This window comes from Nocardiopsis suaedae (assembly GCF_027706745.1).
Classification (GTDB): Bacteria; Actinomycetota; Actinomycetes; order Streptosporangiales; family Streptosporangiaceae; genus Nocardiopsis_A; species Nocardiopsis_A suaedae.
On the sequence record NZ_JAQFWP010000028.1, the window covers coordinates 39,229 to 55,925 of the forward strand.

A 16,697-nucleotide genomic window follows, 5' to 3' on the forward strand; every position below is an offset into this window, starting at 1 on the left:
GGAGCCCCCGGCCGATGCGGCCGGGGGCTCCCGTCGTGCGTGCGGGCCCAGTGCCCGGGCGCGGTGCCCGGGCGCGGTGCCGGGCTAGCCCGTGCCGCCCTTGCCCTCGCCCGTGCCGCCCTCGGCCGGGGCGGCCGCGCCGCCCGCCTGGTCGGGGTCGGCCGCCACCGAGGCGTTCTCCTCGATCGGCTCACGGCCCGGGGTGGGCAGGTTCAGCTTCTTGATCAGGAAGGTGAAGATCGCGTAGTAGAGCACGAAGTACACCACGCCCATCAGCAGGATCCACACCAGCCCGGTGGTGTTGGACTTGAAGGCGTTGAGCACCATGTCGATCAGGCCCGCGGAGAACCCGAAGCCCAGGTGGGCGTCGAGCGCGTTCAGGATCGCCATCGAGATGCCGGTCAGTACCACGTGCACCGCGAACAGCACCGGGGCGATGAAGATGAACGCGAACTCGATCGGCTCGGTGATGCCGGTGACGAACGCGGTCAGCGCCGCCGAGATCATGATGCCGCCGACCGCGGCCCGCTGGCTGGGGTGCGCGGCGCGCCACATCGCCAGGGCGGCGGCGGGCAGGCCGAACATCAGCACCGGGAAGAAGCCGGACAGGAAGCCGCCCGCGGTCGGGTCCCCGGCCAGGTAGCGGTTGATCTCGCCGTGCACGACCTCGCCGGTGGCGGGGTTCTCGAAGCTGCCGAAGACGAACCAGACCACCGAGTTGACGATGTGGTGCAGGCCGAACGGCAGGAGCAGGCGGTTGACGACGCCGTAGACGCCGGCGCCCAGCGGGCCGGAGGCCACGATCCAGGTGCCCAGGTCGTTGATCCAGCCGCCGACGGTGGGCCAGATGAAGCCGAAGAGGACCGCCAGCAGCAGCGAGGCGACCGCGGTGATGATGGGGACGAACCGGCGCCCGCCGAAGAAGCCCAGCCAGGAGGGCAGCTTGATCTTGTAGTAGCGCTGCCACAGCACCGCGGCCAGGAGGCCCACGGCGATGCCGCCGAGCACGTCGGAGGGGTTCTTCACGCCCCAGTTGATGATGGCCTCGCCGGCGTCGTCGAAGGTGGACACGCTGGCCTTCAGCTCACCGCTGGGGTCGAAGTTGAAGAACAGGTACTTGGTCACCCGGTCGAAGACCATGTAGCCGACCACGGCGGCCAGGGCGGTGGAGCCGTCGGCCTTCTTGGCGAAGCCGATGGCCACGCCCACCGCGAACAGCAGCGGCAGCGCCTGGAAGAGCGAGTCGCCGGCGGTGCCGATCACCCCGGCGACCGGCTCCATCCAGCCCATGCCGGGCACGTCGGCCAGGCCGCCGGGCTCGGGCCCGTTGGCGCCGAGCATGTCGCCCTGGCCCAGCCGCAGCAGGATCGCCGCCGCCGGCAGCACGGCGATGGGCATCATCAGGCTGCGCCCGATGCGCTGGAGCAGCCCCAGGAGCGAGGATCCCGCCCCTGCGCCGCTCTCGGCGGATTTCGTGGAACTCAACTGGTCCTCCATGTGGTGCGGACGGATGGGATGGCGGCGCCGGCGCGTGTGCGGGGCGCGCCCGGCGGATGGGCCGTCGGCGGACGGCGTCGGCGGCTCAGCCGCCGGAGGGGCGCCGCGGGTCCAGACGCGAGTGCAACTGGTAGCGGTCCGCGCGGTAGCTGGACACGGCCAGCTCCATGCAGACCCCCTTGCAGAAGCTGCGGCGCTGCATGGACAGCACCGGGCTGTTGTTGGCCAGCCCGAGCAGCTTCGCGTCTGCGGGGTCGCAGATCCCTGCTTCGATGGTCTGCTCCCCCGAGTCGAGGAGGATCCCGTACTCCTCTTCCAGGATCCGGTAGAGGGAGCGGTCGGCGAGCGCGATGCGCTCCAGTCCGGGCAGCGGTGCCAGCGGCAGCGTCGTGCGCTCCACCGCCATCGGCTCGCCGTCCGCCGTGCGCAGCCGCTCGATGTGCAGGACCGGGTCCCCGGGGGGCAGGTCGAGCAGCCGCGCGGTGTGCGCGGAGGCCGGGGAGGTGCGGCGCGCCAGGTCGCGGGATCCGGGTGTGAACCCGCGTGCCCGCATATCCTCGGTGAACGAGGCCAGCTCGAGGGGCATGGCGATCTTGGGGCGGGCCACGAAGGTGCCCTTGCCCGGCACGCGGTAGAGCTTGCCCTCGGAGACCATCACGTCCACGGTCTGGCGGACGGTCATCCGGGAGAGCCCGTAGCGGTTGCCGAGCTCGCGCTCGGAGGGGATCGGGTCGTCGACGGCGAGCCCGTGTTCATCGATCCAGTCCAGCAGCAGGTCCCGGAGCTGCGCGTACTTGGGCACCGGGCTCGTGGGGTCGATCATGATCGCGTCGCCTGTTCGCTGGTGGGACGTTCTGGTATGACTGGTATAGGCCGGACTAGACCAGAGTACATCGTCGATGTGCCGATCCGTTCCCGGCCGATCAGCGATTAACACGGGCGCCGGCGCCTCCCGGCGGCACCAGCGATGGGGAAGATGCCTGATGACCACGACGACGAGCGTCATGCGCGCCGAGATCGCCGAGCAGCCCGCGGCGCTGCGCCGCACCCTGCAGGACCTGACGCCGCTCACCGGTGCCCTGGGCGAGCTGGGCCGCAGCACCCGGCAGGTGCTGTTCATCGCCCGCGGCTCCTCCGACAACGCCGCGGTGTACGGCTCCTACCTGTTGCAGGCCCACGCCGGGCGGCTGGCCACCCTGGCCTCGCCGTCCATCGCCACCACCTACGGCTCCAAGGTCGACCTGGACGGGGTGCTCGCCGTGGCGATCTCCCAGTCCGGCCGCACCGAGGAGATCGTCGACACCATGGCCTGGGCCGCCGACTGCGGCGCCCGCACCGTCGCGGTCACCAACGGCCAGGGCTCCCCGCTGGCCGAGGCCGCCGACCTGGCGCTGGTCACCAGCGCGGGGGACGAGCTGGCGGTGCCGGCCACCAAGACCTACACCACCCAGCTCGCCGCGCTGGCCGTGCTCGCCCTGGGGCTGGGCGCCGATCTGGACCCCGGCGAGCTGAACGCCGTCCCGGACGCCATCGAGGAGCTGCTGGCCGCCCCCGGCGACGGGGTCGACGAGCTGGCCGAGCGGCTGGCGCCGGTGCCGGGCGCGGTCGTCTCCGGGCGCGGCATGGCCTTCTCCACCGCGCTGGAGGCCGCCCTCAAGCTCAAGGAGGCCTGCTACCTGCACGCCATGGGCCTGTCCTACGCCGACCTGCTGCACGGGCCCATCGCCGTGGTCGACCAGGACACCCCGGCGATCCTGGTGGCGGCGAACTCCGGGCCGACCCTGCCGGGCACCGCCGCCCTCGCCGAGCGGGTCTCCTCGGCCGGCGCCCCCGTCTACGGGATCGGCGGCGGCGCCACCCTGGCCTCCGCCTGCGACCTGGCCCTGCCCGGCCCGGACATGCCCGAGTGGACCGCGCCCATCGGGCTGATCGTCCCGGCCCAGCTGCTCACCGAGCGGCTGGCGCGCCGCCTGGGGTACAACCCCGATGCGCCCCGCGGTCTGGGCAAGGTCACCCAGACCTCCTGAGGCCCACGCGCCGGGCGGCCCGGGCCGGACACTTCGGCCCGCGCGCCGCGCGGGCTTAAGCTCTGCTTGGACCGGCAGGTCGCGCCGGTCCCCGACCGCCCGCGGGCGCGGGCGGCCCGCCGGAACCTCGAAGAAGGCAAGGAACCACAATGGCCGACAAGGCAGCCGCGATCGTCGCCGGGCTCGGCGGCGCCGACAACATCACCGAGATCGAGGCGTGCATCACGCGCCTGCGCACCGAGGTGGAGGACCCGTCCAAGGTGGACGAGGCGGCCCTCCGGGCGGCCGGCGCCCACGGCGTCCTCTCCCAGGGCAAGGTCGTCCAGGTGGTGGTCGGCCCCGAGGCCGACGCGCTCACCGACGACATCAACGACATCCTCGACTGACATCCGCACCCGGCGCGGGCCGCACACCCGGCCCGCGCCCCGCACCGGGAGGTGCCCACCATGCTCGAAGTCCTCTCGCCCGTACCGGGGACCGCGACCGGCCTGTCCGGCGTCCCCGACCCCGTCTTCTCCCAGGGGATGGTCGGCCCGGGCACCGCCGTCGACCCCGAGCGCGCCCCGCAGACCGCGGTCGCGCCCATCGCCGGCACCATCGTCAAGCTGCACCCGCACGCCTTCGTGATCGCGGGCGCTGACGGCAAGGGCGTCCTGGTCCACCTGGGGATCGACACCGTCGACCTCAAGGGGGAGGGGTTCGAGACCCTGGCCGCCGAGGGCGACACGGTCGAGGCCGGGGCCCCGCTGGTGCGCTGGGACCCCGCCGAGGTCGAGCAGGGCGGCCGCTCCCCTGCGGTGCCCGTCGTCGCCCTGGACGCCCCCAAGGACACGGTGCTGGACACGGTGGAGTCCGGCGCGGTCGAGGCCGGCGCCACCGCCCTGTTCGCATGGCGGTGAGCGCGGCCGGCGCCGCCGGGCGCGGCGCCCTGTTCGACCTGGACGGCACGCTCGTCAACAGCGAGCCGCGGTCCATGGAGGTCTGGGCGCGCCTGCTCCAGGCCCACGGCCGGCCCTACGACCGCGAGGTGCTGCACCGCTTCATGGGGCGGCGCGGGCCCGACGTCATCGCCGAGGACCCCTCCCTGTTCCCCGGGGTGTCCTGGGACGTGCTCCTGGTCGAGCTGCAGCGCATCGGCTCCGCGCCGGACCTGCCGCCGGTGGAGGTGCTGCCCGAGTCGGTGAAGTTCGTGCAGGCCCTGCACGGCCGCGGGGTGCCCGTCGCGCTGGTGACCTCCGCCGGGCGCGAGTGGGCCCAGACCGCGCTGGCCATGGCCGGGATCGCCGAGCTGTTCAGCGGCCTGGTCACCGCCGCCGACGTGGCCGAGGGCAAGCCCCACCCGCAGGGGTACCTGGCCGGGGCGCGCATCCTGGAGGTGCCGCCCGAGCGGATCACCGTCTTCGAGGACACCCCCGCCGGGGTGGAGGCCGGCCGCAGGGCCGGGATGGGCGTGGTGGGGATCACCACCACACACGCCCGCGAGACACTGTCCGGTGCCGACCTGGTGGTCGACCGCCTGACCGAAGTGGGCTGGCCCCCGCCCGCCGGGACCGGCCGAGCCAAGGCATGAGGAATACAGAGGAGCCAGCTGTGGCAGAGCGCCGCGTGAAAGTCGAGTCCGAGGTCGGGCTGCACGCCCGTCCCGCGGCGATGTTCGTCGAGGCCGCCTCGAAGGCGTCCGGGGAGGCGACCGTCGCCAAGGGGGACGGCGCGCCCGTCTCCGCCAAGAGCATCCTGGCCGTGATGGGCTTGGACGTGCGGCACGGTGACGAGATCACCATCCGGGTGGACGGCGAGGACGCCGGCACGGTGCTCGACCGCCTGGCCGAGATCGCGGGTGCCGCCTGATGGGGACGTCCGCGGGCGATGTGCTGGAGGGCACCGGGGTCAGCCCCGGTGTGGGGCACGGCCCGGCGCTGCGCCTGGCCCGCTCGGTGCCCGAGCCGCCCACGGGCGGCTACGAGGGGGACGCCGGGGCCGAGGCGGACCGTGCGCTGGAGGCGATGGAGGCCACCGCGCAGGACCTGTCGGCGCGCGGTGAGCGCGCCGGAGGGCAGGCCCAGGAGGTGCTGTCGGCCCAGGCGCTGATGGCGCGCGACCCGGCCCTGGCCGACGACGTGCGCCGCCGCGTCGGCGAGGGCGCGGCCGCCGCCCGCGCGGTCGCCGACGCGTTCGCGGTCTACCGGGACATGCTCGCCTCGGCGGGGGAGTACATGGCCGCCCGGGTGGCCGACCTGGACGACGTGCGCGACCGCATCGTCGCCCGGCTGATGGGCGTGCCGGTCCCCGGGGTGCCCGAGTCCGACACCCCGTTCGTGCTGGTCGCCGCCGACCTGGCGCCGGCCGACACCGCCACCCTCGACCCGGCCACGGTGCTGGCCTTCGTCACCCGCGAGGGCGGGCCCACCAGCCACTCGGCGATCCTGGCCCGCTCCCTCGGGCTGCCCGCGGTGGTCGCGGGGGAGGCCGCCGACCGCATCACCGACGGCACCGAGCTGCTCGTCGACGGGACCGGCGGCGTGGTCGTCGCCGACCCCACCGGCGAGCAGGTCGAACGGGCCACCGCCCGCCAGGCCGCCCGCGAGGCCGCCGCGGCGGGCAGCTCCGGCCCCGGCTCCACCGCCGACGGCCACCGGGTGCCGCTGCTGGCCAACATCGGCGGCCCCAAGGACCTCCCGGCGGCGCTGGAGAACGGCGCCGAAGGGGTGGGCCTGTACCGGACCGAGTTCCTGTTCCTGGACCGGGGCGAGGCCCCCGGCCGCGAGGAGCAGGTGGAGGCCTACCGGACGGTGCTGGACGCGTTCCCGGCCGGGAGCAAGGTCGTGGTGCGCACCCTGGACGCCGGTGCCGACAAGCCGCTGGCGTTCCTGCCGCCGCCCGGGGAGGAGCCCAACCCGGCCCTTGGGGTGCGCGGCCTGCGGATGATGCGCCGCCACCCGGAGATGCTGTCCTCCCAGCTCTCGGCGCTGGCCGAGGCGGCGGACGGCGCGCAGGCGGTGCTCAACGTGATGGCGCCGATGGTGACCGACGCCGAGGACGCCGCCTGGTTCGCCGAGCGCGCGCGGGAGTCGGGGATCGAGCACGCGGGCGTCATGGTGGAGGTCCCGGCGGCCGCGCTGGGCGCCCGCCACCTGGCCCGCAGCGCGGACTTCTTCAGCATCGGCACCAACGACCTGACCCAGTACGCCTGCGCGGCCGACCGTGAGGCCGGCGGGCTGGGCCGGTTCCAGGACCCGTGGCAGCCCGCGGTGCTGGAGCTGATCGCGGCCACCGCACGTGCCGCCGCCGCGGCGGACCGCCCGTGCGGGGTGTGCGGTGAGGCCGCCGCCGACCCGCTGCTGGCGTGCGTGCTGGTGGGCACCGGGGTGACCACCCTGTCGATGGGGGCGTCCGCGCTGCCGCTGGTCCGGGCGGCGCTGAGCCGCGCGACCCTGGAGGAGTGCAAGGCGGCCGCGAGCGCCGCCCTGGACGCCCCGGGCGTCGACGAGGCCAAGCGCGCGGCCCGCGAGGCCCTGTCGGGCGTGGCCGAACTGGGCCTGTAAGGGGGCCTGTCCGGGGCCGCCCGCCGAACCGGTGGGCGGCCCCGACGCGTTCCTCCAGGAGAACGTCACCAGCGCCCTCTACGGTCGCCCCATGGCGATTAAGAGGATGGACCACGTCAGCATCGTCGTCGGCGACCTTGAGGCGGCCACGGCGTACTTCGTCGAGCTGGGCATGGAGGTGGAGGGGTCGATGCCCATCGACGCGGAGTGGGCGGGCCGCGTCGTCGGGATCGAGGGCATGCGCTCGGAGATCACGATGCTGCGGACCCCGGACGGCAACGGCAAGATCGAGCTGACGAGGTACCGCACCCCGGAGGCGGCCGTCCCCGAGCCGGGACCCGCCCAGCCGAACGTGATGGGGATGCGCACCGTCATGTTCGCCGTCGACGACATCGAGGACACCGTCGAACGCCTGCGCCGCCACGGCGGCGAGCTCGTGGGCGAGATCGCCGACTTCGAGGACGTCTTCCGGCTCTGCTACATGTCCGGCCCCGAGGGCGTCATCGTGGCCCTGGCCCAGGAGCTCGGGTGAGCACCGCGTCGGGGTGCTCGTCGATCGCGTCCTGAGCGGAGGGCGGTCCAGGCCGGAGTCGGCGGTACAGTCCATCAGCGGGCCCAGGCCCGCCGTCCCCCGCCGACCCTTCCCGTCGACCACGCCGGAGAGACCGCCATGTCCGCGCTCCGCCGCCTCGCGCCGCTCGGTGCGGGCCTGCTGCTGTTGACCACCGCCTGCACGTCCGGGGCCGACGGGCCCGGGGGCGGGGACGGCGGCTCCGGGCCCCCGGCCACCGACGCCGAGGCCGCCGAGCGCGCCGAGGCCGTGCTGGGGGAGATGTCCCTGGACGACAAGGTGGGCCAGCTCCTCGTGCTCAACGCCGCGGGAACCACACCCGATGAGAACGCCCAGGCCATCGCCGACTACCGCCCCGGCGGGCTCATCTACTTCCCGGAGAACCTGGGCTCCCCGGCCGAGATCGCCGAACTGTCCAACGGGCTCCAGGAGACGGCCGCCGGGGAGGGGGCCGGGGTGCCCCTGATGCTCGGCGTCGACCAGGAACAGGGCATGGTGGCCCGGCTGGAGGAGGGCACCCGCTTCCCCGACGCCATGGCGGTCGGCGCCACCCGGGACACCGGGCAGGCGGAGGCGCTGGCCTCGGCCACCGCCGCCGAGCTGTCGGCGGTGGGGATCAACCTCGACTACGCGCCGGTCGCCGACGTGAACACCGACGCCGACAACCCGGTGATCGGCATCCGCTCGTTCGGCGCCGACCCCGGCCTGGTGGGGCGGATGGCGTCGGCCGAGGCCGGGGCGTTCGCCGACGGCGGGGTGGTGCCGGTGGTCAAGCACTTCCCCGGGCACGGGGACACCGGCACCGACAGCCACACGGGGCTGCCCGTCATCGAGAAGGACCGGGCCGACTGGGAGCGCGACGACCTGCCGCCCTTCGCCGAAGCGGTGGACGCCGGGGTCGACGCGATCATGACGGCCCACGTGGTCATGCCCGCGCTCGACGACTCGGGCGAACCGGCCACGCTCTCGCCCGAGGTCATCGACGGGGTGCTCCGCGACGAGCTGGGCTACGACGGGGTGGTCACCACCGACGCCCTGAACATGGAGGGCGTGCGCCAGACCCACGACGACGGGGAGGTCGCGGTCCGGGCCGTGGAGGCCGGGGCCGACCAGCTGCTGATGCCGCCGGACCCCGAGGCGGCGTTCGCCGCGGTCCGTTCGGCGGTCGACGAGGGCAGGATCGGCGAGGACCGGCTGGACGCGTCGGTGCGCCGGATCCTGGAGCTCAAGGCCAAGCGGGGCATCCTCGACGCCGAGCCGGTGGACCCGGACGCGGCGGCGGAGGTGTTCTCCTCCGACGACACCGCCGCGGCCGCCCAGGGCCTGGCCGACGCGTCGGTGACGATGCTGCGCAACGAGGGCGGCGCGCTCCCGGTGGACGAGGGGGCGCGGGTCGCCGTGCAGGGCGTCGGGGCCGAGGAGATCTCGGCGGCTCTGGAGGACCTGGGCGTTCGGACGACCGGGACCGCGTCGGGCGCGGACCTGGTGGTGGTCGGCACGAACGGGGCGCGCGGCGACGCCGAGCAGCGCCGGGCGGTCGAGCAGGCGGCGTCCGGGGGAGCCCCGGTGGCCGTGGTCGCCCAGGGGACGCCGTACGACCTGCAGGCGCTTCCGGACGTCGACGCCTACCTGGCGGTGTACTCGTCGGTCCCGGTGTCCCGGACGGCGGCGGCGCGCGCCGTCGCCGGGGAGGTGGACCCGAAGGGGGAGCTGCCCGTGCCGATCCCGGAGACGGGGATGGAGTACGGCGACGGCCTGTCGTACTGAGCCCGCCCCCTCCGCGATGATCTCGGGAAAGTCGGGGTAAAAACGGGCGTCATAAACCCGACTTCCCCGAGATCAACAAGCGTCACGACCGCTTCTTCAGCTCCCGCCTGGCCAGCGAGCGCAGGTGGACCTCGTCGGGGCCGTCGAAGATGCGCATCGCCCTGGTGTGGGCGTACATAAGGGCCAGCGGGACGTCGTCGCTCACACCGGCGCCGCCGTGCACCTGAATGGCGCGGTCGACGGTCTCCAGGGCGGCGCGGGGCGCGGCGACCTTGATGGCCGCGATCTCGTTGCGGGCCTCCTTGGCGCCGTACTCGTCGATGAGCCAGGCCGTCTTCATGACCAGCAGCCGCGCCTGGTCGATGGCCAGCCGCGACTCGGCGATCTGCTGCTGCACCACGCCCTGGTCGGCCAGGGGGGCGCCGAAGGCCACGCGGTTCTTCGCGCGGTCGACCATCAGCTCCAGCGCGCGCTCGGCCACGCCCAGCGCCCGCATGCAGTGGTGGACGCGGCCGGGGCCGAGCCGGGCCTGGGCGATCATGAAGCCGTCGCCCTCGCCGGAGACGAGGTTCTCCGCGGGCACCCGCACGTCGGTGAAGCGGATCTCGCAGTGGCCCTCCTGGTCCTGGTAGCCGAAGACCGGGAGGGCGCGCACGATTTCCACGCCGGGGGTGTCCCGGGGCACCAGGATCATGGACTGCTGCCGGTGCACGGGGCCGTCCGGGTCGGTCTTGCCCATGAGGATGAAGATCTCGCAGCGCGGGTCGGCGGCGCCGCTGATCCACCACTTGCGGCCGTTGACCACGTAGGAGTCGCCGTCGCGGGTGATCGAGGTGGCGATGTTGGTGGCGTCGGAGGAGGCCACGTCGGGCTCGGTCATCGCGAAGGCGGACCGGATGCGGCCGTCCAGCAGCGGCTCCAGCCAGCGCTTCTTCTGCTCGGGGGTGCCGAACATGTGCAGCACCTCCATGTTCCCGGTGTCGGGCGCCGAGCAGTTCAGGGCCTGCGGGGCGAGGGGGGAGCGGCCGGTCACCTCGGCGAGCGGGGCGTACTCGGAGACGCTCAGCCCGCCGACCTCGGGCAGGAAGAGGTTCCACAGGCCGCGCTCGCGCGCCTGCGCCTTCAGCTCCTCCATGACCGGCGGGAGGCGGTGGTCGTCGGGGCCGGCCTCGGCGCGCCAGCGCCGGTACTCGGGCTCGGCGGGCAGGACGCAGGCGTCCATGAACTCTTCGAGGCGGGACAGGTGGTCGCGGGCCTTGGGGCTGAGTCCGAAGTCCATGGTGTCGAGTATGCCACTTCACCGACCGGTCGGTATCTTCCGGTGGCCGATGTTTTTCCCCGGGCGCCGGAAGGGTTCGCGGGCGGCCGGAGGGGAACAATGCCCGTCCCCCGGTACCGCAGACCCCCGGGGGCTGAGGAGGCGATCGCATGCCCCACGCGCTGCGCGGCATCATCACCGACTGGGGCGGGGTGCTCACCGGCCCGCTGGGCCCCACCATCGACGCGTGGCTGGCGGCCGACCGCATCGACCGCGACCACTACGGCGCCGTCATGCGGGAGTGGTTCGCCGGGCTGCGGGAGACCGACGGCGGCGGCAACCCCATCCACGCCCTGGAGCGCGGCGAGATCCCCGTCCCCGAGTTCGAGAGCAGGCTCGCCGCCGAACTGCGCCTGGTGGACGGCGGCCGGGTCCCCGCCGAAGGGCTCATCTCCCGGATGTTCTCCGCCTTCCACCCCGTGGAGGAGATGTACGAGGTGCTGCGGCTGGCACGCGACCAGGGGGTCCGCACCGCGCTGCTGTCGAACTCGTGGGGCAACGGCTACCCGCGTGAGAGGTTCGCCGAGGTCTTCGACGCGGTGGTGATCTCGGGCGAGGTGGGCATGCGCAAGCCGGAGCGGGAGATCTTCCACCTGGCCGCCGAACGCGGCGGCCTGAGGCCGCAGGAGTGCGTGTTCATCGACGACCTGGAGCACAACGTGGCGGCGGCGATCGAGCTGGGGATGACCGGCATCCTGCACACCGACGCCGCGACCACCCGCACTCTCCTGGCCGAGGCCTTCGGAGCCGACCTCCAGCCCGCGGGCGCCTGACCCGGTCGGGCCCTTGGCGGTTCCGGGCGTCCCCAAGGCCCGGTACCGAGCCGTTCCCATCGGGGAGGTGTCGGGGGTCATGTCCGGCATCTCCCCGCTGCGGGCGATGAGTTTGTCTATACTGATAGCCGCGCTGTGCCTAGTAATATAGACACGCCTGCATGAAGCAGCGGAAGCTACTGGAGACACTGCGCAAGGCGGCGGACAAGGGGGCGACGCTGGTGTTCGTGCGGCACGGCAGTCGACACGACATCTACAGCGTCAGCGGCTACCGGTTCGTCGTGCCCCGTCATGCAGACATCGCGGAACCCACTGCCCGCCGGATCATCAAGGAGGTCGAAGACCTGTGAAGACCTACCGGGCCCAGTGTGAGAAGGACGGCCGCCACTGGCTCGTCGACGTACCCGAACTCCGTCTCCACACATTCGGCCGAGATCTGGACGACGCAAGGGAGATGGCTCGCGACGCGATCGCGGGCGTCCTCGACCTGCCGATCGAGGATGTCGAGGTCGAATTGGAGATCACGGCGGCAGCCGACGAGCTGGCACGGTTGGAACGGGCGCGTGCCGAACGGGAGCGGGCCGCGGCCGAGGAGGGGCAGGCCATGAGCGCGGCCATCGAAGCGCTGATGGCCCAAGGCGCTTCACAGCGCGATGCGGCTCGCGCGCTCGGTATTTCGCATCAACGTGTTTCTCAGCTCCGTGCCGAGGCCCGGAGGAGGAAGCCCACCAGGATCTGTGACCAGAGGACCTCGCCGATCAAGGCGGCCGGATGAGGCGGGGGTGACGCACCGTGTCCGGCCGCCTTGATCGGTTCGGCCGGGCGCCGTCCACAGGTCGGCCTGTCCCCGGCCTGCCCAGGGGCCGGGTTTTGGCAGACTTCTCCCATGCGCATCTACCTGCCGTGCACGCTGCCCGCCCTCGCCGAGATCCTGGCCGAGGGGCGGGTCGGGGGCGAGCCGTCGACCGCGTTCGCCGCCACCGGCGCCCTGCGCGCCACCGGGGGCGACGACGAGGAGCTGGAGTACGAGGCCATGCTCTCCGCGGCCGACGCCTCCCTGCGCCTGCTGGCCGCCGACCCCGGCGCGCCCCGGCGTCGCGTCGTGCTCGCCGCCGACATGCCCGAGGCCGCGATCACCGAGGACGCCGACCTGGGCGGCCCGGCCGCGGTGCGGGTCGACGGGTCGATCCCGTACAAGAAGCTCGCGTCCGCGCATGTGGACGATGTGGGGGCCGAGGACGACATCGCCCGCGCCGCCGCGGACCCCGAGGCCGGGCACCAGGACGACCACGACCTGATGTGGTACGCCGTCCAGGAGCTGAAGTACCTGTTCGAGTAGGGGCCCAGAGGGCGGCCCGGGGAAGGCGCGCCTCAGCCCAGCGGCGCCATGAAGGACCACAGGCCGCCCTCCGGGTCGCGGGCGGAGTACTCGCGGTACCCGTAGGGCTGGTCCACGGGCGCGTACACGATCTCCGCGCCCTCGGCCACCGCGCGGCGGTAGTGGTCGTCGACCGACTCCACCATCACCGCCGTGGTCGCCGTGGCGGCCCCCAGGGTCGCGGGGGAGTCCAGCCCGTACTCCGGCGCCCGGCGGTGCAGCCAGATCACGCCGTCGCCCGCGTCCACCTCGCCGTGCACGCACCGGCCCTGTCCGTCGCGGGCCAGGGGCCCCGCGCCCAGGCCGAACACCCGGACCAGGTGGCCGTGGACCGCCTCGATGTCGTCGTACACCAGGATCGACACCCGGCGCCGCACCGCGCTGTCCAGCATGGTCATCTCCTCCATCGCCTCGAAGAACTCCACCGCCGTGGGCACGTCCGCACGGTCGAGCGTGGCCGCCATCGCCGACAGCCGGTCCCGCAGCCGGTGCGCGGCGGACAGCCGCCCGTCCAGGGAGGACAGGTGGGCGCGCACCGCCCCCGGCAGGTCCCAGCCGGGGTCGTCCAGCGCCCGCCCGACCTCCCCGAGCGACAGCCCCGCGCCGCGCATGAGCAGGATGCGGTAGAGCCGCCGCACCTCCTCCTCGCCGTACACCCGGTGGCCGCCACCGGTCCGGCGGGTGGGGCGCAGCAGCCCGATGCGGTCGTAGTAGCGCAGCGTCCGGACCGTCAGCCCGGACGCCCGGGCCAGTTCGCCGACCTTGTAGACGGCCTCGTCGGGAGCCGTGGACCGAGCCTAGAACGTGACGCCGCGTCACCTTCAAGCCCTGTTTGTGCCGGTCACGGATCTGATGGCGGGCGCCGGCGGCCGATGCGTGACCCGCGCCGCGCGCCCGGGTATGCCAGTCCGCAGACCCGTCCTGGAGGCGACGATGGATGCCGTGACCCGCGTGCCCGAGCCCGTCAACGAGCCGAACCTGACCCACGCCCCGGGAACGCCCGAGCGCGCCCTGCTGGAGGCCGAGATCGTGCGGCTGAGCGGCGGCGAGGCCGAACTCGACCAGACCATCGGGGGAGAGCGGCGCATGGGCTCAGGTCCCACCCTGCCCGCCGTCGTGCCGCACCGGCACTCCCATGTCCTGGGCCGCATGCCCGAGGCCACCGACGACGACGTGCGCGCCGCGATCGGCGCCGCCCGGGAGGCGGCGCCCGGCTGGCGGGCCATGTCCATCGACGACCGCGCCGCCGTGCTGCTGCGCGCCGCCGACCTGCTCGCGGGGCCGTGGCGGGCCACCGTCAACGCCGCCACCATGCTCGGCCAGTCCAAGTCGGTGCAGCAGGCCGAGATCGACGCCGCCTGCGAGCTGATCGACTTCTGGCGGTTCAACGTGCACTACGCCCGCCGCCTGTACGCCGAGCAGCCGCTGTCGCCGCGCGGCGTGTGGAACCGCCAGGAGCTGCGCCCGCTGGAGGGCTTCGTCCTGGCGATCACCCCGTTCAACTTCACCGCGATCGCGGGGAACCTGCCCACCGCGCCGGCGCTGATGGGCAACGTCGTCGTGTGGAAGCCGTCGCCGACGCAGACGACGGCCGCGTGGTGGCTGATGCGGCTGCTGGAGGAGGCGGGGATGCCGCCCGGCGTGATCAACATGGTCACCGGGAACGGCGAGGCGGTGTCCCGGGTGGCGCTGTCCCAGCCCGACCTGGCGGGCATCCACTTCACCGGGTCGACCCGCACCTTCAAGCACCTGTGGCGCACCGCCGGGGAGAACATCGACCGCTACCACTCCTACCCGCGCATCGTGGGGGAGACGGGCGGCAAGGACTTCATCGTCGCCCACTCCTCCGCCGATCCGGACGTGCTGCGCACCGCCATGATCCGCGGGGCGTTCGAGTACCAGGGGCAGAAGTGCTCGGCGGCCTCGCGCGCGTACGTCCCGCGCAGCGTGTGGGGGCGGATGCGGGACGGCCTGCTGTCCGAGACCGAGGCGCTGACCATGGGCGACGTCACCGGCGACCTGTCCACGTTCATGGGGGCGGTGATCGACGACCGTGCGTTCGCCAAGAACGCCGAGGCGCTGCGCCGGGCCAAGGCCACCGACGCGATCACGATCCTGACCGGGGGCGACGCCGACGACTCCGAGGGGTACTTCGTGCAGCCGACGGTGCTGGAGTGCGACGACCCCGAGGACGAGGTGTTCCGCACCGAGTACTTCGGGCCGATCCTGGCGGTGCACGTCTACGACGACGACCGGTACGGGCAGGTGCTCGCCCAGATGGCCGACGTGGCGCCGTACGCGCTGACCGGCGCGGTGGTCGCCCGCGACCGGGCGGCGGTGGAGCAGGCGGACGCGGCGCTGAGGTTCTCGGCCGGGAACTTCTACATCAACGACAAGCCGACCGGGTCGATCGTCGGCCAGCAGCCCTTCGGCGGGGCGCGGGCCTCCGGCACCAACGACAAGGCCGGGTCCATCTTCAACCTGGTCCGCTGGGCGAGCCCGAGGGCGGTGAAGGAGTCCTTCGTCCCCCCGACGGACTGGCGCTACCCGCACATGGGGTGAGGTGAACCGATTCCGGCCGGAGAGGGGCTGTGGTCGGGGGTGTTATCACCACCGCCCGCCGCGGTGGTCGTCGAAGCCGTCTGGGCCCTCCCACCCCCAGGTGCGCGGCGGCGTCCGTGTCGGCCCGCCGCCCTCCTTACGCCTGGCCGTCGCCGCTGGGGGCGTCCCGGGAATTCAGGTTCCCTCTCCCGGCCGCTTCTGTAGCGCGCTGCGACATGGCATCGGGAATGAAGCGCCCCCCGCTCCAAGCGGGGCAGAGGTAGTGCCCGATGAATCACCCCTCGAGACGTCCTGACCGGCGGAAGGGCCTCCGTCCGCGACTCCAAGTCACCCCACCTCGGGCACCTCTCCTTCACCGCTGGTGACGGGGCCGCCCTGCTCACCCTCCTGAAGGGGGACACCCTCCCCTGACGGCAGGGGAGGGGCGCCTCTCAGCCCTCTCCCTCGGGGACGGCGTCGTGGAGGATCAGGAAGTCGGCGGCCACGGCCGCCACCTCGCCGTCGCCCGTGCGGCCGAACCACACCGGGTACGCGCCGTCTCCGAAGCCGCTTTCGAAGGCGGCCAGGCCCGGCGTCCCGTCCGGGGCCTCCAGGGTCACCGTGTCGGTCCCCTGGACGCGCGGGTAGGGGCCGCCTCCGCACAGGAGGGTGATCCAGCTCGGCGCATCCGGGGCCGGGTCGTCGTCGGCGAGGACCCCCGCGAAGTGGTCCAGCAGTGAGGCGTCGAAGAAGCACGCCATCCCGCCGTCCACCCCGAACCCGAAGAAGGCGAAGTCGCCGCCCTCTTCCTCGTCGTGGTCCTCCTCGACGGCCAGTGCCGCGGGATCCTGGCCGGGCAGCAGGGCCATCTCCCACTCCGCCACCGGCTCGTCGCGCAGCACCAGGACCGCCGCGCACACCCTCGTGCCGTCGACCCCATCGTCCCCGGTGTCCCCGTCGCGGCGGGCGACCACGATGTGCAGCGGGTACCGGCCCGGCGGGACCTCCTGTACGTACGGCGCGTAGTCCTCGGTGAACTCCACCCCCGTAGGGTCCCCCGCGATCAGCCGTCCGGTCGGGAACACCAGCTCACCCCGGGGTAGGACCTCGGTCGCGACCACCTCGTTCCCGAAAGCGGGGTGGCGGAAGCGGCGTCCTCCCGTGAAGAAGGCCCCGGGGTGGCGGGGCGCCGGGGCGGGTGCCGCGCCGACGGCGGTCTGGTCGCTCAACTGTCGTTCTCCAGTCGTATTCGTCTTTTTCGGTGGGGCCGAAGTGAACGGCCG

General features: G+C 73.4%; 19 protein-coding genes. 14 read left to right on the plus strand and 5 right to left on the minus strand.

Going from position 1 to position 16,697, the window contains the following annotated elements:
- Window positions 1-84 precede the first annotated feature (84 nt).
- Together O4U47_RS15965 and O4U47_RS15970 are read right to left on the minus strand one after the other, a co-directional pair.
- Window positions 85-1,485, minus strand: a complete 1,401-nt coding sequence (locus tag O4U47_RS15965) for a PTS transporter subunit EIIC (protein ID WP_408638980.1) — start codon at window positions 1,483-1,485, stop codon at window positions 85-87.
- Window positions 1,486-1,582: 97 nt separating this feature from the next.
- Window positions 1,583-2,320, minus strand: coding sequence for a GntR family transcriptional regulator (locus O4U47_RS15970; protein ID WP_408638981.1), 738 nt, complete (start codon window positions 2,318-2,320; stop codon window positions 1,583-1,585).
- Window positions 2,321-2,480: 160 nt separating this feature from the next.
- On the opposite strand from O4U47_RS15970, the gene O4U47_RS15975 reads away from it, so the two are divergent.
- The 8 genes from O4U47_RS15975 to O4U47_RS16010 all read left to right on the plus strand — a co-directional run bounded on the left by O4U47_RS15975 (window position 2,481) and on the right by O4U47_RS16010 (window position 9,404).
- Window positions 2,481-3,524 (plus strand): SIS domain-containing protein, encoded by a 1,044-nt coding sequence (locus O4U47_RS15975; RefSeq protein WP_270678658.1) that lies wholly within the window; start codon window positions 2,481-2,483, stop codon window positions 3,522-3,524.
- Window positions 3,525-3,673: 149 nt separating this feature from the next.
- Window positions 3,674-3,910, plus strand: a complete 237-nt coding sequence (locus O4U47_RS15980) for a glucose PTS transporter subunit EIIB (RefSeq protein ID WP_270678659.1) — start codon at window positions 3,674-3,676, stop codon at window positions 3,908-3,910.
- A 60-nt stretch (window positions 3,911-3,970) separates the two neighbouring features.
- Window positions 3,971-4,423: a PTS sugar transporter subunit IIA gene (locus tag O4U47_RS15985; protein ID WP_270678660.1), complete on the plus strand. Its 453-nt coding sequence runs from the start codon at window positions 3,971-3,973 to the stop codon at window positions 4,421-4,423.
- Entirely contained in the window at window positions 4,414-5,094 is a 681-nt protein-coding gene (locus tag O4U47_RS15990; protein ID WP_270678661.1) for an HAD family hydrolase, read from the plus strand. The genes O4U47_RS15985 and O4U47_RS15990 overlap by 10 nt, the downstream gene beginning before the upstream one ends.
- Window positions 5,095-5,114: 20 nt before the next feature.
- A complete protein-coding gene (locus tag O4U47_RS15995; protein ID WP_270678662.1) occupies window positions 5,115-5,372 on the plus strand; it encodes an HPr family phosphocarrier protein in 258 nt (85 codons plus the stop codon).
- The gene (gene ptsP / locus O4U47_RS16000) at window positions 5,372-7,066 is read left to right on the plus strand and encodes a phosphoenolpyruvate--protein phosphotransferase (RefSeq protein WP_270678663.1); all 1,695 of its coding nucleotides are present in this window, start codon (window positions 5,372-5,374) and stop codon (window positions 7,064-7,066) included. The genes O4U47_RS15995 and ptsP overlap by 1 nt, the downstream gene beginning before the upstream one ends.
- Before the next feature lie 91 nt (window positions 7,067-7,157).
- Window positions 7,158-7,598: a VOC family protein gene (locus O4U47_RS16005; protein WP_270678664.1), complete on the plus strand. Its 441-nt coding sequence runs from the start codon at window positions 7,158-7,160 to the stop codon at window positions 7,596-7,598.
- Window positions 7,599-7,736: 138 nt separating this feature from the next.
- Entirely contained in the window at window positions 7,737-9,404 is a 1,668-nt protein-coding gene (locus tag O4U47_RS16010) for a glycoside hydrolase family 3 protein (RefSeq protein WP_270678665.1), read from the plus strand.
- Between the two features lie 82 nt (window positions 9,405-9,486).
- Here O4U47_RS16010 and O4U47_RS16015 read toward each other — a convergent pair whose 3' ends face one another.
- On the minus strand, window positions 9,487-10,683 hold the full coding sequence (locus O4U47_RS16015) for an acyl-CoA dehydrogenase family protein (protein ID WP_270678666.1): 1,197 nt from the start codon (window positions 10,681-10,683) through the stop codon (window positions 9,487-9,489).
- 149 nt (window positions 10,684-10,832) lie between these two features.
- Here O4U47_RS16015 and O4U47_RS16020 point away from each other — a divergent pair, with 149 nt between their 5' ends.
- The 4 genes from O4U47_RS16020 (at window position 10,833) to O4U47_RS16035 (ending at window position 12,834) form a co-directional block, all read left to right on the plus strand.
- A complete protein-coding gene (locus O4U47_RS16020) occupies window positions 10,833-11,495 on the plus strand; it encodes an HAD family hydrolase (protein WP_270678667.1) in 663 nt (220 codons plus the stop codon).
- A 161-nt stretch (window positions 11,496-11,656) separates the two neighbouring features.
- Window positions 11,657-11,845 carry a type II toxin-antitoxin system HicA family toxin gene (locus tag O4U47_RS16025; protein ID WP_270678668.1) on the plus strand — a complete coding sequence of 63 codons (189 nt, stop codon included), beginning with the start codon at window positions 11,657-11,659 and terminating at the stop codon, window positions 11,843-11,845.
- Window positions 11,842-12,270, plus strand: a complete 429-nt coding sequence (locus O4U47_RS16030) for a type II toxin-antitoxin system HicB family antitoxin (protein ID WP_270678669.1) — start codon at window positions 11,842-11,844, stop codon at window positions 12,268-12,270. The genes O4U47_RS16025 and O4U47_RS16030 overlap by 4 nt, the downstream gene beginning before the upstream one ends.
- Window positions 12,271-12,381: 111 nt before the next feature.
- The gene (locus O4U47_RS16035) at window positions 12,382-12,834 is read left to right on the plus strand and encodes a DUF6912 family protein (RefSeq protein WP_270678670.1); all 453 of its coding nucleotides are present in this window, start codon (window positions 12,382-12,384) and stop codon (window positions 12,832-12,834) included.
- Window positions 12,835-12,866: 32 nt separating this feature from the next.
- Here O4U47_RS16035 and O4U47_RS31370 read toward each other — a convergent pair whose 3' ends face one another.
- Window positions 12,867-13,625 carry a MerR family transcriptional regulator gene (locus tag O4U47_RS31370; protein WP_456299836.1) on the minus strand — a complete coding sequence of 253 codons (759 nt, stop codon included), beginning with the start codon at window positions 13,623-13,625 and terminating at the stop codon, window positions 12,867-12,869.
- A 181-nt stretch (window positions 13,626-13,806) separates the two neighbouring features.
- Between O4U47_RS31370 and pruA the strand changes: the two genes are divergently transcribed.
- Window positions 13,807-15,435, plus strand: a complete 1,629-nt coding sequence (gene pruA / locus O4U47_RS16045; RefSeq protein WP_270678671.1) for an L-glutamate gamma-semialdehyde dehydrogenase — start codon at window positions 13,807-13,809, stop codon at window positions 15,433-15,435.
- 291 nt (window positions 15,436-15,726) lie between these two features.
- Window positions 15,727-15,846, plus strand: a complete 120-nt coding sequence (locus O4U47_RS16050; protein ID WP_270678689.1) for a DUF397 domain-containing protein — start codon at window positions 15,727-15,729, stop codon at window positions 15,844-15,846.
- Between the two features lie 20 nt (window positions 15,847-15,866).
- Here the strand turns inward: O4U47_RS16050 and O4U47_RS16055 are convergent, their stop codons facing one another.
- Window positions 15,867-16,643, minus strand: a complete 777-nt coding sequence (locus tag O4U47_RS16055) for a DUF4241 domain-containing protein (protein WP_270678672.1) — start codon at window positions 16,641-16,643, stop codon at window positions 15,867-15,869.
- Window positions 16,644-16,697: the final 54 nt, after the last annotated feature.